General features: G+C 72.2%; 13 protein-coding genes. 11 read left to right on the top strand and 2 right to left on the bottom strand.

What is annotated here, in order from left to right; all coding sequences use genetic code 11:
- The first annotated feature begins 146 nt into the window (after nucleotides 1–146).
- Nucleotides 147–2,696 carry an alpha-glucan family phosphorylase gene (gene glgP / locus E4P38_RS08160; protein WP_135131275.1) on the top strand — a complete coding sequence of 850 codons (2,550 nt, stop codon included), beginning with the start codon at nucleotides 147–149 and terminating at the stop codon, nucleotides 2,694–2,696.
- Nucleotides 2,697–2,818: 122 nt separating this feature from the next.
- On the top strand, nucleotides 2,819–3,796 hold the full coding sequence (locus E4P38_RS08155) for an FHA domain-containing protein (protein ID WP_135131274.1): 978 nt from the start codon (nucleotides 2,819–2,821) through the stop codon (nucleotides 3,794–3,796).
- 57 nt (nucleotides 3,797–3,853) lie between these two features.
- Here E4P38_RS08155 and E4P38_RS08150 read toward each other — a convergent pair whose 3' ends face one another.
- Both E4P38_RS08150 and glgX read right to left on the bottom strand, forming a co-directional pair.
- Nucleotides 3,854–4,669 carry a DUF559 domain-containing protein gene (locus tag E4P38_RS08150; RefSeq protein WP_135131273.1) on the bottom strand — a complete coding sequence of 272 codons (816 nt, stop codon included), beginning with the start codon at nucleotides 4,667–4,669 and terminating at the stop codon, nucleotides 3,854–3,856.
- 257 nt (nucleotides 4,670–4,926) lie between these two features.
- Entirely contained in the window at nucleotides 4,927–7,077 is a 2,151-nt protein-coding gene (gene glgX, locus E4P38_RS08145; protein ID WP_135131272.1) for a glycogen debranching protein GlgX, read from the bottom strand.
- 70 nt (nucleotides 7,078–7,147) lie between these two features.
- Between glgX and E4P38_RS08140 the strand changes: the two genes are divergently transcribed.
- From E4P38_RS08140 to E4P38_RS08100, 9 genes are all read left to right on the top strand, one after another.
- The gene (locus E4P38_RS08140) at nucleotides 7,148–7,951 is read left to right on the top strand and encodes an ATP-binding cassette domain-containing protein (protein ID WP_245160887.1); all 804 of its coding nucleotides are present in this window, start codon (nucleotides 7,148–7,150) and stop codon (nucleotides 7,949–7,951) included.
- A 71-nt stretch (nucleotides 7,952–8,022) separates the two neighbouring features.
- Nucleotides 8,023–8,808: an enoyl-CoA hydratase-related protein gene (locus E4P38_RS08135; protein WP_135131271.1), complete on the top strand. Its 786-nt coding sequence runs from the start codon at nucleotides 8,023–8,025 to the stop codon at nucleotides 8,806–8,808.
- 148 nt (nucleotides 8,809–8,956) lie between these two features.
- A complete protein-coding gene (locus E4P38_RS08130) occupies nucleotides 8,957–10,108 on the top strand; it encodes an extracellular solute-binding protein (RefSeq protein WP_135131270.1) in 1,152 nt (383 codons plus the stop codon).
- Nucleotides 10,109–10,182: 74 nt separating this feature from the next.
- Nucleotides 10,183–11,031, top strand: coding sequence for an ABC transporter permease subunit (locus E4P38_RS08125; RefSeq protein ID WP_135131269.1), 849 nt, complete (start codon nucleotides 10,183–10,185; stop codon nucleotides 11,029–11,031).
- The gene (locus tag E4P38_RS08120) at nucleotides 11,028–11,909 is read left to right on the top strand and encodes an ABC transporter permease (protein WP_209309002.1); all 882 of its coding nucleotides are present in this window, start codon (nucleotides 11,028–11,030) and stop codon (nucleotides 11,907–11,909) included. The genes E4P38_RS08125 and E4P38_RS08120 overlap by 4 nt, the downstream gene beginning before the upstream one ends.
- Nucleotides 11,906–13,033, top strand: coding sequence for an ABC transporter ATP-binding protein (locus E4P38_RS08115; protein ID WP_135131268.1), 1,128 nt, complete (start codon nucleotides 11,906–11,908; stop codon nucleotides 13,031–13,033). The genes E4P38_RS08120 and E4P38_RS08115 overlap by 4 nt, the downstream gene beginning before the upstream one ends.
- A gap of 104 nt (nucleotides 13,034–13,137) precedes the next feature.
- Nucleotides 13,138–13,323: an RGCVC family protein gene (locus tag E4P38_RS08110; RefSeq protein WP_135131267.1), complete on the top strand. Its 186-nt coding sequence runs from the start codon at nucleotides 13,138–13,140 to the stop codon at nucleotides 13,321–13,323.
- 25 nt (nucleotides 13,324–13,348) lie between these two features.
- The gene (locus tag E4P38_RS08105; protein WP_135131266.1) at nucleotides 13,349–14,470 is read left to right on the top strand and encodes a PLP-dependent cysteine synthase family protein; all 1,122 of its coding nucleotides are present in this window, start codon (nucleotides 13,349–13,351) and stop codon (nucleotides 14,468–14,470) included.
- A 112-nt stretch (nucleotides 14,471–14,582) separates the two neighbouring features.
- A complete protein-coding gene (locus E4P38_RS08100; protein ID WP_135131265.1) occupies nucleotides 14,583–15,362 on the top strand; it encodes an electron transfer flavoprotein subunit beta/FixA family protein in 780 nt (259 codons plus the stop codon).

The raw sequence follows: 15,362 nt of genomic DNA, 5'->3' as shown, positions 1-15,362 counted from the left end.
TCGAGTGCCCGCCCCACCAGCACCTCGGCTGCGATCACGTCACACCTGTCTCACCCGTTGGGGCTCTCGGGGAGCGTGGTGTCGGGGGAAGCGGTTGATTCCTCCGGCCCCCTGGCGGTCCGGCGCCTGCTGGTTAGTCTCGTCCGGTGCGAGCTCTTCGTCGGTTCACCGTCCGTGCGGCGCTGCCCGAACCCCTGACCCCCCTGTCCCAGCTCGTGATGAACCTCCGGTGGTCGTGGCACGTGGAGACCCGCGACCTCTTCGAGGCGCTGGACCCCGACCTGTGGCAGCGCTGCGGCGGCGACCCGGTCAAGGTCCTCGGTGAGGTCTCGGCCGAGCGGCTGGCCCAGCTCGCCAAGGACCGCAAGTTCGTCCGCCGGCTCCAGGACGCCGTCGACGACCTCGAGGAGTACCTGTCGACGCCGCGCTGGTACCAGTCCCTCGGGCCCGAGGCGCCGGCCGGCATCGCGTACTTCTCCGCCGAGTTCGGCATCACGGAGGTGCTGCCGCAGTACTCCGGCGGCCTGGGCATCCTGGCCGGTGACCACCTCAAGGCGGCGTCCGACCTCGGCGTGCCGCTGATCGGCGTAGGCCTGCTCTACCGCGCCGGTTACTTCGCGCAGGGCCTGTCCGCCGACGGCTGGCAGCTCGAGCACTACCCGTCGCTCGACCCGCACGGCCTGCCGGTGAAGCTGCTGCGCCAGCCCGACGACTCCGCCGTCGTCATCACCGTGCCGCTGCCGGAGGGGCGTGCGCTGCACGCCCACGTGTGGCGCGCCCAGGTCGGCCGGGTGTCACTGCTGCTGCTGGACACCGACATCGAGGAGAACGCGCCGGCCGAACGCGTGGTCACCGACCGCCTCTACGGCGGCGACGAGGACCACCGCCTGCGTCAGGAGATGCTGCTCGGCATCGGCGGCGTCCGTGCCGTGCGGGCCTACTGCGGGCTGACGGAGACGCCGGCGCCGGAGGTCTTCCATGCCAACGAGGGCCACGCCGGATTCCAGGGTGTCGAGCGCATCCGCGAGCTGAGCGAGGCGCACGGGCTGAGCTTCCCCGAGGCGCTGCAGGCGGTGCGGGCGGGCACGGTGTTCACCACGCACACCCCGGTCCCGGCCGGCATCGACCGCTTCCCCCGGGCGCTGATCGAGCGCTACTTCGCCGGGTTCGGCGTCCCGCTGCAGGAGCTGCTCACGCTCGGCGCAGAGGAGGACCCCACCAAGTTCAACATGGCGCACATGGGCCTGCGGCTCGGTCAGCGGGCCAACGGCGTGAGCGAGCTGCACGGGCACGTCAGCCGCGGCATGTTCTCCGACCTGTGGCCCGGGTTCGACGAGAGCGACGTGCCGATCTCCTCGATCACCAACGGGGTGCACGCCCCGACCTGGACCGCCCGCGAGCTGGTCGAGATGGGCACCCAGACCTCCAGTCAGGGTGACCCGGTCGACATCGACGGCCCGGTCCACTTCGACGGCGTCGACAAGATCGCCGCGCGCGACCTGTGGAGCATCCGCCGGACGCTGCGCGCCCGCCTCGTCGAGGAGGTGCGCCGCCGGATCAAGGACACGGCGCTCTCGCGCGGCGCCACGGAGGCCGAGGTCGGCTGGACGGCGAAGGCCTTCGACCCCGACGTCCTGACGATCGGGTTCGCCCGGCGCGTCCCGTCCTACAAGCGACTGACGCTGATGCTGCGCGACCCCGAGCGGCTCAAGGCGCTGCTGCTCGACCCCGAGCGGCCGATCCAGCTGATCATCGCCGGCAAGAGCCACCCCGCGGACGACGGCGGCAAGGAACTGATCCAGCAGATGGTGACGTTCGCCGACGACCCGGACATCCGGCACAGGATCGCGTTCCTGCCCGGCTACGACATCGGGATGGCCCGCTACCTGTACTGGGGATGCGACGTCTGGCTGAACAACCCGCTGCGCCCGTTGGAGGCCTGCGGCACGTCCGGCATGAAGGCCGCGCTCAACGGCGGGCTCAACCTCTCCATCCGCGACGGCTGGTGGGACGAGTGGTTCGACGGGCAGAACGGCTGGGCGATCCCGACCGCCGACGGCGTGGCCGACGCCGACCGCCGTGACGAGGTCGAGGCGCGGGCCATCTACGACCTGCTGAGCAACCAGGTGGTGCCCCGCTTCTACGAGACCGGCCGGGACAACGTGCCCGCTCGGTGGGTGGAGATGGTCCGGCACACGCTCCGGGAGACCGGGCCGAAGGTGCTGGCCACGCGAATGGTCCGCGACTACGTGCAGAAGCTGTACGTGCCGGCGGCCGGCTCCGCCCGGGCGATGACCGTCGAGGGGTATGCGCCGGCGCGCGAAGAGGCGTCCTGGCGTTCACACCTGCTGCACAACTGGCCCGCGGTGCGGGTGGCGCACGTGGAGGCGACCGGCGGGGGCGACACCCCCCAGATCGGGTCGACGCTGGATCTGCGCGCCGAGGTCGAGCTCCCGGGCCTGGCCCCGGCCGACATCGAGGTCCAGGCCGCCTACGGCCGGGTGGACGACGCCGACGGCCTGCACGACGTGACCACCGTGCCGATGGCCCACGAGCACACTGACGGCTCCCGGCACTGGTTCACCGCCACCCTGCCGCTGGAGCGCACGGGCGCTTTCGGTTACACGGTGCGCGTGCTCCCGCACTCCGAGCGAATGGCCGACCCGGCGGAGCTCGGGGTGGTCACGAGTGCCTGAGATCGAATCGCGTGAAACTTCACTCACGCAGGTCCCATGGACCCCGTGTGACCTGGTGAACGCCCGGCGTGGCGGCATCGCGCGGTCAGCCAGACCGCCCGTCGATCACTAGGCTGGAGGCCATGCCTGACCGCTGTGAAGTCCTCCCCGGAGACTCCGTCGTCGCCCGCCGCGGCGGCGGGCTGCTCTGGGTCGACGCACCCGGCTCGCCCGCCCTCGTCGCGGCCCTCCACGCCTGCCTGGGGGTGTCGGGTCCCGGTGCCGACCGAGTGCTGTCCGCCGTCGCCGGCCAGGTGAGCTCGCTCGCTCACGGGTCCGCCTCGTTCGCGCTCGTCCTGGCCGACACGTCGGGGGGCACCGGTACCGGTGTCGCCCTGTGGTCGGGCAAGGGCCAGCCGGCCGTCGACGGTGTCCCCGTGTCCGGGTCGTCGGTGGAGGGCTGCACGCTCGCCTCCGGCTTCACCCTGGGCCAGACGCTCTACGTGGGGCCGGGCGCGGCCGCGCCGCAGATGCCGCCGGGTGTCGCCTTCGACCTCGTCGACGGGACGGTGCCGGGGTCCGGCGCGATGCTGCAGCTGGCGAAGGCGGCGCCGTCGTCGTCCTCGGCCGTGCCGGCCGCCGCCCCCGCCCCCGGACCGTCGCCGTTCACCGCGGCGTCGGACGCCGGCTTCGGCTCGGGCGCCGGATCGAGCCGCGCGCCGAGCGCCGCGGTGGAGTCCGGTGAGCAGACCGCCTTCTGGCGGCCGGAGCAGACGGCGGCGCCGGTGCTCCGCTTCGACGACGGCATGGTGGTGACCGTCGACGAGGACCTCGTGCTCGGTCGGCGTCCCGACAACCACGAGCTGGTCTCCGCCGGCTCGGCCCGCCCGGTACCGATCGCCGACACCCAGAACGTCCTCTCCTCGGCGCACGCGGCTCTGCAGCGCTCCGGCCGCGAGGTGTCCCTGGTCGACCTCGGGTCGCTCAACGGCACGCACGTCGCCGGCCCGGAGGCCACCGAGTGGACCCAGCTCGAGCCCGGCGTCGCGCACCCGCTCGCCGACGGCGACCGCCTGCTCCTCGGCTGGACGGTCATCACCTTCGAGCAGCCGCAGGACTGATCCGCTCGACCTGAGAAGCACGGAGAGCCCCGGCCGATCGGCCGGGGCTCTCCGCGTTCATGGCCAGCGCGGGGAATGTCGCCTCATCGAAGCAATCGAGAGATCGACAACCCCGCGGTCGCGCGTGGACAGCAGCGTGCGGACCCCGAGGACCAGAGCACCAGGCTCGTGCAGGTCTGCCGCCGTCACGTGCAGGACCGTCCACCCTGCTGCGACCAGTGCGTTCAGCCGCTTGCGGTCGCGGGCCAACTGGCCCGGCCTCCCGTGCCACGCGCCGTCGTACTCGACCGCCACACGGTGTTCTGGGAAGGCGAGATCGACCCGGGCGATGAAGTTTCCGTCGGGGTCGCAGATGACGTACTGGGGTTCGGGCGTGAGCCCAGCGCGTCGGAGGATCACCCGCAGCCTCGACTCCGGTGGCGACTCGGCACGTCCGTCGGCGAGAGCGACCGCCCTGCGTGCGCGGCAGGTGCCCCTGCCGCTGGTCAGCGTCGCGGCCTCCTCCGACAGCTGCTCGGCGTTCACCAGGCCCCGCGCGAGCAGGACGTCGAGCGCGGGAACCGACTCCATGAGGTCCTCGAAGCGGGCCAGGTCCAGGGCGGTGCGTACCGGGGTCGTGCAGAGGATCCGGCGCACGCTGCGGACGTCGTGCTCGGGTAACAGCGTGCGACGGATGCGCAGGCCGGTGACCGGCCCGAACCGGTCGGTCTCCGGGACGATGACCTCCACCGGCGTCGAGGCCGGGGCCAGAGACTCCGCGCCGAGGAGGTAGGCGGCGGACCTGCCGGCGAAGACGGCCGAGGGCGGAATGATCAGCGTGGCGCCGGCTACGGCGGTCTCATGCGTGTCCGGAAGCGCCGCGTCGGCGTACACATCGCGGAAGAGCCGCCGCCAGGCCGTCGACGTCAGTTGTGCCCCGTCAGCAACTGTGCGGCCACCGCGGTGGAGCCGCGGAAGACCTTGCTCCGCAGCGAGGGCGGGCGGGCCGGCGGAAGCACCGAGGCAGCCTGCCCGAATGTGCAGGTCCGTCGCGGTCGGCGTCCACAGGGCCTGTCGAGCGCGGGGATCTCGGCTACATGGCCGCGGGCCAGAGGATCTTTTCCCCGCGCTCGTCGCTGGCGGGCTCGTGCTCAGGGACGCCGAAGGACTCTGAGCAGCCAGACGGTGCGGCCGGGGAGCTCGATGGGGCCCGGGGCGACCACCGTCTTCTCCGGTGGTGCGCCGGTGAGGTACTCGGTGGAGAGGACCAGCTCGTATCCGTCGGCCCACGGCGGGCCGGGGAGCTGCACCGCGACCGGGTCTGGGCCGGCGTGCAGCTGCACGAGGTAGGAGTCGTCGACGACCGGGCGGCCGTGCTCGTCGCGGTGCCGGATGCCCCGGCCGTCGAGGTACATGCCCAGGGTCTGCAGCCCGGCGTCGAACCAGTCGGCGGTGGTCAACTGGCCCCCGGCAGGCGCGAACCAGGCGAGGTCGCGCGTGCCGCCGGCGCCCGGGATCTCCGAGCCCTCGAAGAACGCCTCCTGACGCAGCACCGGCGAGGAGCGCCGGAGCCGGACCAGCCGGGAGACGAACGCGAGCAGGTCCTCGTCGACGTCCTTCCAGTCGATCCAGGAGAGCTCGTTGTCCTGGCAGTAGGCGTTGTTGTTGCCCTGCTGCGTGCGGCCGAGCTCGTCGCCGGCGGTCAGCATCGGCACGCCCGTCGACAGCAGCAGGGTGGTCAGGAGGTTGCGCACCTGGCGGGCCCGCAATGCCTCGATCTCCGGATCGCTGCTCGGCCCCTCGACGCCGCAGTTCCAGTTCCGGTTGTGGCTCTCGCCGTCCCGGTTGTCCTCGCCGTTGGCCTCGTTGCGCTTGTGCTCGTAGGTGACGAGGTCGGTGAGGGTGAACCCGTCGTGGGCGGTCACGAAGTTGATGCTCGCGAAGGGGCGCCGCCCGTCGGAGCGGTACAGGTCGGAGGAGCCGGTCAGCCGGTAGGCGAGGTCGCGGATGCCGACGTGCGCCCCCGACCAGACGTCGCGCACCGTGTCGCGGTACTTGCCGTTCCACTCCGTCCACGGCGGCGGGAAGTTGCCCACCTGGTACCCGCCGGGGCCCACGTCCCAGGGTTCGGCGATCAGTTTGACGTTGCTCACGACCGGGTCCTGGTGGACGACGTCGAAGAACGCCGAGAGCCGGTCGACGTCGTGCATCGAGCGGGCCAGCGCCGAGGCGAGGTCGAAGCGGAACCCGTCGACGTGCATCTCGGTGACCCAGTAGCGCAGCGAGTCCATGAGCAGCGCCAGGACGGCGGGACGGCGGACGTCGAGGGTGTTCCCGCAGCCGGTGTAGTCGGTGTAGCGGGCGTTGTTCTGCCCGTCCAGGCGGTAGTAGCCGGGGTTGTCGATGCCCTTGAGCGACAGCGTCGGCCCGGTGTGATCGCCTTCTGCGGTGTGGTTGTAGACCACGTCGAGGATGACCTCGATGCCGGCGGCGTGCAGTTCCTTGACCATCGTCTTGAACTCGAGCACCTGGTTCCCGCCGCTGCCCGAGGAGCTGTAGGCCGCGTGCGGCGCGAAGTAGCCGAGCGTGTTGTAGCCCCAGTAGTTGGTCAGGCCGCGGCGCATGAGGTGCGGCTCGCTGACGAAGTGGTGCACCGGCAGCAGTTCGACGGCGGTCGCGCCCAGCGACTGGAGGTGCTCCACGAACGCCGGGTGCGCCAACCCCGCATAGGTGCCGCGCAGGTGCGCCGGCACGTCCGGATGCGCCGCCGTCGCGCCCTTGACGTGCACCTCGTAGATGACGGTGTCCGACCACGAGGTGCGCAGCGGCCGGTCGCCGTCCCAGGGGAAGGGATCGTGGACGACGACGCCGCGCGGCACGTAGGGCGCGGAGTCGATCGGGTTCGCCTGCGGGGTGTCGACGGCGCTGTCGGAGTAACCGAACAGCGACGGGTGCAGCGTCACGGCGCCGTCGACGGCCCGGGTGTAGGGGTCCAGCAGCAGCTTCGCCGGGTTGTGCCGCAGCCCGGACTGCGGGTCGTAGGGGCCGTGCACCCGGTAGCCGTAGCGCTGGCCGGGGCCGACCCCCGGGAGCCGGCCGTGCCAGACCTGGTGGGTCGTCTCCTCCAGGCGGTGCCGGTGCTCGGCGCCCTCGGAGTCGAACAGGCACAGGTCGACCGCGTGGGCGCCGGCCGACCACAGGGCGAAGTTCGTGCCGGTGCCGTCCCACAGGGCGCCGAGCGGTGACGGCGACCCGGGCAGGACCTCGTGGGCGAGACGTTCGGCTCCTGCGTTGTCGCCCATACCGCGATCCTGCCAACTCCTGGCCGCGTGGGGGCGCAGGGGCGACCCGCGAGGTTGATTGGATGGGGGCGTGTCGAGCTCAGCCGCCCCTGGGGCGGTCGTCGGGATGACCGGGGTCGACGTCGTGCGGGGGGAGACCTACCTGCTGCGCGGCGTGGACTGGACCGTCGAGGCCGACCACCGCTGGGTGGTCCTCGGCCCGAACGGGGCGGGGAAGACGACGTTGCTGCAGTTGGCCGCGGCACTGCTGCACCCGACCCGCGGGGAGGTGCGGCTGCTGGGGGAGACCCTCGGTGCCGTCGACGTGTTCGAGCTGCGCCCGCGGATCGGGTTGACCAGCGCCGCCCTGGCGCAGCGCATCGCTCCGGCGGAGAAGACCGGCGACATCGTGGTGTCGGCCGGTTACGCCGTCGTCGGGCGGGGGCGGGAGCGCTACGACGTCCACGACCTCACCCGCGCCGGGATGCTGATGAAGCAGTGGGGGGTCGAGCAGTTCGCCCACCGCCCGTTCGGAACCCTGAGCGAGGGGGAGCGCAAGCGCACCCAGATCGCCCGCGCCCTCATGCCCGACCCCGAGCTGCTGCTGCTCGACGAGCCCGGGGCCGGCCTCGACCTGGGCGGCCGGGAGGACCTGGTCGCCCGGTTGTCCGACCTCGCCCGCTACCACTACGCGCCCGCCCAGGTGCTGGTCACCCACCACGTCGAGGAGATCCCGCCGGGCTACACCCATGCCCTGCTGCTGCGCGACGGGCAGGTGGTGGCGGCCGGAGCCGCGGACGACGTCCTCACCGAGAGCGCCCTGTCGGAGACCTTCGGGCTGTCCCTGTCGCTCACCCGCACCGACGGCCGGTTCATGGCCCGGCGCGCTGCCTGAGGGGGGACCCCGTCCTCCCGCCCCTTCGCGGGCTCGCGGCGAGCCGCTGGGCCGGGCCATAGGGTGCCTGCATGGCTGAACCGGAATTCGTGACCCTGCAGGTCGAGGGCGGGGTCGGCACGATCCGCCTCGACCGGCCGAAGATGAACGCGATCAACGAGCAGCTCCACTGGGAGGTGCGCAGGGCGGCGATCGAGGCATCGGAGCGTGCGGACATCCGCGCCGTCGTCATCTACGGCGGGGAACGGGTCTTCGCCGCCGGCGCCGACATCAAGCAGATGTCCCAGCTCGACGCCACCGGCATGGCCGACTGGGGTCGCGAGCTCACCCACTCCTTCACGCAGGTCGCCCAGATCCCCAAGCCGGTCATCGCCGCGATCACCGGCTACGCCCTCGGCGGCGGCTACGAGCTGGCCCTGTGCGCGGACTTCCGGGTCATCGGTGCCTCCGCGAAGCTCGGGCAGCCCGAGATCCAGCTCGGCGTCATCCCCGGCGCCGGCGGCACCCAGCGCCTGGCCCGGCTGGTCGGCCCGGCGAAGGCCAAGGACCTGATCTTCACCGGCCGGCACGTCGGGGCCGAGGAGGCCCTCGAGATCGGCATGGCCGACGCCGTCGTGCCGGACGACGAGGTGTACTCGACCGCCGTGGCGATGGCGCGCAAGTTCGCCGCCGGCCCGCCGCGGGCGATGGCCGCTGCGAAGCAGGCGATCGACGAGGGTCTGGAGGGCCCGCTGACCGACGGGCTCACCCTGGAGAGTCGTCTGTTCGCCGAGCTGTTCGGCACCGAGGACCAGAAGATCGGCATGACCTCCTTCATCGAGAACGGCCCGGGCAAGGCGCAGTTCACCGGCCGCTGAGGGCTGAGCGCGTCTTTCGCCGAGGGTTCACCACACGTTCGTGTGCCGTAACCGCCCCTGATCGACCGCGGTCGGCCACAATCGCGGAGCCGTACGGCTCGGGGTCAACGGGGCCCGGGGACGGCGTGGCACCACCACAGGAGGACACGTGCGACCCAGCACCATCCGGACCACCGTCGCAGTCGTGACGGCCGGACTCATCCTGACCGCCTGCGGGTCCGATGACGGCGGGTCGGGCGGGAGCGGCAGCGGCAGTGACACCGAGGCCGCGACCGCGACCTCCGCCGAGGACTTCGGTGGCATGGACGCCCTCATCGAGGCCGCGCAGGCCGAGGGCACCCTCAACGTCATCGCCCTCCCCCCGAGCTGGGCCAACTACGAAGAGATGCTCTCGACCTTCAGCGAGAAGTACGACATCGAGATCAACAGCGCCAACCCCGACGGGTCCAGCCAGGACGAGGTCAACGCCGTCGAGAGCCAGAAGGGCCAGGACCGCGCTCCCGACGTCCTCGACCTCGGCACCAGCTTCGCCAAGCAGGCGGCTGCGCAGGACCTGCTCGCCCCGTATCAGGTGGAGACCTGGGACGACATCCCGGACAACCAGAAGGACGCCGACGGCCGCTGGTACAACGACTACGGCGGCTTCATCTCCATCGGCTGCAACGCCTCGGTCGTCGCGGAGTGCCCGACCGCCTTCGCCGACCTGCTCGACCCGCAGTACGCCGGGCAGGTGTCGCTGAACGGCAACCCGACCCAGGCCGCGGCCGCGTTCAGCGGGGTCTGGGCCGCGTCCCTGGCCAACGACGGCAGCCTCGACGACATCGGTCCGGGCATCGACTTCTTCGTCCAGGTGAAGGAGGCGGGCAACTTCAACCCGGTCGAGGTCACCCCCGCGACGGTGCAGAACGGCGAGACGCCGATCGCGATCGACTGGGACTACGTGAACGCCGGGCTGACCTCCACGCTCGCCGAGGACGGCGTCGAGTGGGAGGTCAACGTCCCCTCCGACGGCGTGTTCGGCAGCTTCTACAGCCAGGCGATCAGCAAGTTCGCCCCGCACCCCGCCGCCGCCCGGCTGTGGCAGGAGTTCCTCTACAGCGACGAGGGCCAGAACATCTGGCTGAAGGGGCTGTCCCGCCCCGTCCGGCTCGACGCGATGACCGAGGCCGGCACCGTCGACGAGGAGGCCCTCGCTGCCCTGCCGGAGGTGTCCGGCGACGTCGAGTTCCCCGACGACGAGCAGCAGACGGCGGCCCAGGCGGTCGTCGCCGAGCGCTGGAACGCGGAGATCTCCGGCTGAGTACCGCAGCCCCGGGCCGAACGCCCGACGCCACGGTCGCGCCGGTCCCTCGCAGGAGGGGCCGGCGCGGCCGCGTGCTCGTCGTCCTGGGGGCGCTCCCGTTCTTCCTCTACGTCGCGGTCTTCCTGCTGCTGCCCATCGGCGTGCTCGCCGTCGAGGCGTTCCGGGCGACCGACCCGGTCACCTTCGAGGAATCCTGGTCGACCGCCTCCCTCGCGGCGATCACCGAGGGTCCCTACCGGCGGGCCTACGTGGGCAGCCTGCAGCTGTCGATCATCACCGCCGTCCTCGGTGGCGTGCTGGGGCTGGCGCTCGCGGTGGCGGTGCTGCGGGCCCGTCGCGGCCGGCTCCTGCGCCGCCTGGTGCTGACCGCGTCCGGGGTGCTGGCGAACTTCGGCGGCGTTCCGCTGGCCTTCGCCTTCCTGGCCACCATCGGCACCGCCGGCGTCGTCACCGCGCTGCTGACCGACACCCTGGGCCTCGGGCTCGGCGGGTTCTCGCTGGCCTCGCTGACAGGTCTGGCGCTGGTCTACCTGTACTTCCTGATCCCGCTCATGGTCCTGACGATCATCCCGGCCCTGGAGGCGCTGCGGCCGCAGTGGCGGGAGGCCGCGGACAACCTCGGGGCCAGCGGCTGGCAGTACTGGCGCTACGTCGGCGGCCCGGTGCTCGCACCGCCGGTGATCGGCGCGACGATGCTGCTCTTCGCGTCGGCCTTCGCCGCCTACGCCACGGCCAGGGCGCTGGTGGGCAGCAGCATCCCGCTGGTAACGCTGCAGATCGCCGACGCGCTGTCGAGCAACGTCGTCGTCGGTTCGGAGAACCTCGGCAAGGCCCTCGCACTCGGCATGGTGGTGCTCATCGGCCTGGTGATGATCTTCTACGCGTGGGTCCAGCGCCGGACCCAGCGGTGGCTGTCATGACGTTGACCGAGGGCCTGACCAGCATGGGAACCGCCGCGCCGGAGACCCCGGTGCGGGCCGGCCGCCGCGGTGCGGGAGCCTGGCGCTTCGTCGTCCTCGGTGTGCTGGGCGTGTACTTCCTCGTGCCCATCGGCGCCTCGGTCTGGTACACGATCCGCGACCGCAGGAACGGCGGGGTCACCCTCGGCACCTACGCCGAGATCCCCGGGGCCGCGGGGTTCGCCGACGCCTTCACCCGGTCCCTGGTGCTGGCCGGACTCACCGTCGTCCTGGTGCTGGTCCTGATGGTGCCGACCGTCGTCCTGGTGAACCTCCGGCTGCCCCGCCTGCGGACGACGGTCGAGCTGCTGACCCTCATGCCGCTCGTGCTGCCGCCCATCGCCCTCGTCGTCGGGGTGCGCAGCGTCCTCTCCTGGGCGCCCGACTACTTCCTGAACACGCCGCTGGCCGAGGCGTTCTTCGCCCTCCAGGAGCCGGCGCTGCCCTGGATCCTCGTGTTCGTCTACGTCGTCCTGGCGCTGCCGTTCGTCTACCGGGCCCTGGACGCCGGGGTGCGCGGCGCCGACCTGCGCACGCTCACCGAGGCGGCGCGCAACCTCGGTGCCTCCTGGCCACGGGTGATCGTCTCCGTCGTCCTGCCCGTGCTGCGGACGTCGGTGCTCAACGCCGCGTTCCTCACCCTCGCCCTCGTCCTGGGGGAGTTCACGGTGGCCGCGATCCTCGGCTTCGAGACCTTCCCGACGTGGATCGTGCGGATCTCGGGATCGGAGCCGCGGTTGTCGGTGGCCGTCTCGGTGCTCTCGCTGCTGATCACCTGGATGCTGCTGCTGCTGATCTCCGCGCTGGACCGCCGGCGCGGCACGAAGGAGAACTCATGACCGCCGTGTCCGCCCGGTCCTCCGGGCCCGCCGACCTGCGGGAGCGGCCCGGCGTCCCGATCCGGCTGGACGGGCTGACCCGCCGGTACGGGTCGGTCGTGGCGCTCGACGGCCTCGACCTCGACATCTCCGGTGGCGAGCTGATCGCCCTGCTCGGGCCGTCGGGCTGCGGCAAGACGACGGCGCTGCGGGCCATCGCCGGCTTCGACCGGCCGGACGGCGGACGGGTGCTCCTGGACGGCCGGGACATCACCGACGTGCCGGCCAACAAGCGCGACATGGGGATGGTGTTCCAGGCCTACAGCCTGTTCCCGAACCTCACCGTCGCCGAGAACGTGGCCTTCGGACTGCGGGTGCGGCGCCGGGCCAAGTCCGAACGGGCGGGCCGGGCGGGGGAGCTCCTGGAGCTGGTCGGCCTCGCCGACCGGGGCGACCGATATCCCCACCAGCTCTCCGGCGGGCAGCAGCAGCGCGTCGCGCTGGCCCGCGCCCTCGCGGTGGCGCCACAGGTGCTCCTGCTCGACGAGCCGCTGTCGGCGCTGGACGCCCAGGTGCGGGTGCAGCTGCGCGAGGAGATCCGGCGGATCCAGCTGGAACTAGGCATCACGACCGTCTTCGTCACCCACGACCAGGCCGAGGCGCTCTCGGTGGCCGACCGCGTGGGTGTGCTGCGGGCCGGCCGGCTGGAGCAGGTCGCGAGCCCGGACGAGTTGTACGAGCGCCCGGCGACCGCCTTCGTCGCGGAGTTCGTCGGCACGATGAACCGGGTGCCGGCGATCCTGGCGGGCGGCGAGGTGCAGCTGCTGGGCACCCGGCGGCCGGTCGCCGGCGCGGCCCCGCCCGAGGGCGTGGTGGTCGCGCTCGTCCGTCCCGAGGGGCTGATCGTGACCGCCGACCCCGCAGGGAGCGGGCGGGTGGTGACCCGCACGTTCTCCGGCGCCTCGACGCGGGTGCTCGTCGCCCTGGCCGACGGTGTCGAGGTGCGGGTCGACCTCCCCAGCGCGGTCAGCGGCGAGCTCACCCCGGGTGCGGCGGTGACCGTGCGGCCCGCGGAGCGCCCGGTACTCGTGGCCCCGCCCGAGCCACTCCCGGAGATGGCGGAGGAGGCGCGGGCCGGGGCGTAGCGTCGAGGTCGTCCCGATCCACCTCGCGCGCCGGCTTCCAGCGGCGCCGGATCGGGAGCACGCCTTCTGCGTGCCGGCAGGTCCGGCTCAGTCAGGTTCCCGTCATGACGTCAGCCCCGACCGCTCCCACGACCGTTCCCGTCGTCCAGACCGACGGCCCCGTCTCCGACGGCGGGTGCGCGGTCTGCCCGCACCCGCTCGTCGCCCACGACGCCATCTCGCTCCGCTACTGCCGCGCCACCGAGGCGCAGGCAGCCACGACCCGCGGGTGCGTCTGCCCCGCGAAGTGACGCCCGGGTGCGTGATCATGCGGGGGTGACTGCCGCACCGAACCCGTCGCCCGGCGACGTCGACCGTTCCGATCCCGCCTGCCGGGCGTGGGTCGACCGCGCCGTGGCGGCCGTGGAGGCCGACGCGCGGCGCAGCGCGGACACCCACCTGCTGCTCTATCCCCTCCCGCCGGAGTGGGGTGTCGAGCTGTACCTCAAGGACGAGTCGACCCACCCGACCGGCAGCCTCAAGCACCGGCTCGCCCGGTCGCTGTTCCTGTACGGCCTGTGCTCGGGGCAGATCACCGAGGGCAGCACGGTCGTGGAGGCCTCGAGCGGGTCGACGGCGGTCAGCGAGGCGTACTTCGCCCGCATGCTCGGACTGCCCTTCGTCGCGGTCATGCCCGCGGCGACCAGCCCGGAGAAGATCGCCCTGATCGAGTTCTACGGAGCGCGCTGCCATCTCGTGGCCGACGCCGGCAGCGTCTACGACGAGGCGCGGCGGATCGCGACCGAGGCCGGCGGCCACTACCTCGACCAGTTCACCTATGCCGAGCGGGCCACCGACTGGCGGGGCAACAACAACATCGCCGAGTCGATCTTCAGCCAGCTCGCCCTGGAGCGTCATCCGGTACCGGAGTGGGTCGTCGTCGGCGCCGGCACGGGCGGCACCAGCGCGACCATCGGCAGGTACCTCCGCTACCGGCGGCTCCCGACCCGGCTGGCCGTCGTCGACCCGGAGGGTTCGTCGTTCTTCCCCGGCTGGCGGGACGGCGACCCCGGGACGACGACCGGGCGGTCCTCGCGCATCGAGGGCATCGGCCGGCCGCGGGTCGAACCGTCGTTCGTCCCGACGATCGTCGACCGCATGATCTGCGTGCCCGACGCGGCGTCGCTGGCCGCCATGCGCGAGCTGGAACGCACCACCGGACGGCGGGCCGGCGGCTCCACGGGCACCAACCTCTGGGGGGCCTTCCAGCTCGTCGCCGAGATGGTGGCGGCCGGGCGCACCGGCAGCGTCGTCACCCTGCTCTGCGACGGCGGCGAGCGGTACGCCCACACGTACTACTCCGACGCCTGGGTGGCCGGCCAGGGACTGGACCTGGCGCCCCACACGGCGACGGTTCAGCGGTTCGCAGCGACGGGGGAGTGGGCAGCCGCAGGGTGACCGGCGTCACCGGCCCCTCGGTCCGCTACCGCGTTACGTCCCAGTAACCTCCATCATCGGAGCCAGGCGGGTTTTCTGCCCGCGTCCTGAACCGTCGGAGGTTGATCTGGCGATGAACATCGTCGTTCTTGTCAAGCAGGTCCCGGACTCGGGCAGTGAGCGCAAGCTCGACCCGTCCGACAACACCGTCGCCCGTGCCTCGGCCGACAACGTCATCAACGAGATGGACGAGTACGCCATCGAGGAAGCGCTGGCGGTGAAGGAGGCGCAGGGCGGCGAGGTCACCGTGCTGTCCGTCGGCCCCGACTCGGCCACCGACGCCATCCGCAAGGCGCTCTCCATGGGTGCCGACAAGGCCGTCCACGTGGTGGACGACGCGCTGCACGGCTCGGATGCGCTGCAGACCAGCGCCGTCCTCGCCGCCGCGCTGGGCCAGCTGGAGTACGACCTCGTCGTGACCGGCGCCGAGGCCACCGACAGCCAGATGAGCGTCATGGCCGCGCTGCTGTCGGAGCGGCTGGGCATCCCGCAGCTGTCCGGTGCGCGCAAGCTCACCATCGAGGGCTCGACCGCGAAGATCGAGCGGCAGACCGACGGCGGCTACTGGGCCGTCGAGGCGCCGCTCCCGGCGATCGTGTCCACCTGGGACACCATCAACGAGCCGCGCTACCCCTCGTTCAAGGGGATCATGGCCGCCAAGAAGAAGCCGGTCGAGACCAAGTCCCTGGCCGACCTCGGGATCGACGCCGGCGCCGTGGGCCTGGCGAACGCCGCCAGCCAGGTGCTCGACTTCGCCGGCCGCCCGCCCAAGGGCGAGGGCGTGAAGGTCACCGACGAGGGCGACGGTGCCGAGAAGTTCGTCGGCTTCCTCGCTGCCCAGAAGATCGTCTGA

Source organism: Blastococcus sp. CT_GayMR16 (assembly GCF_004570875.1).
GTDB lineage: Bacteria > Actinomycetota > Actinomycetes > Mycobacteriales > Geodermatophilaceae > Blastococcus_B.
The sequence above is the reverse complement of the archived record's forward strand: the minus strand, read 5'-3'. Positions and strand labels throughout refer to the sequence as shown.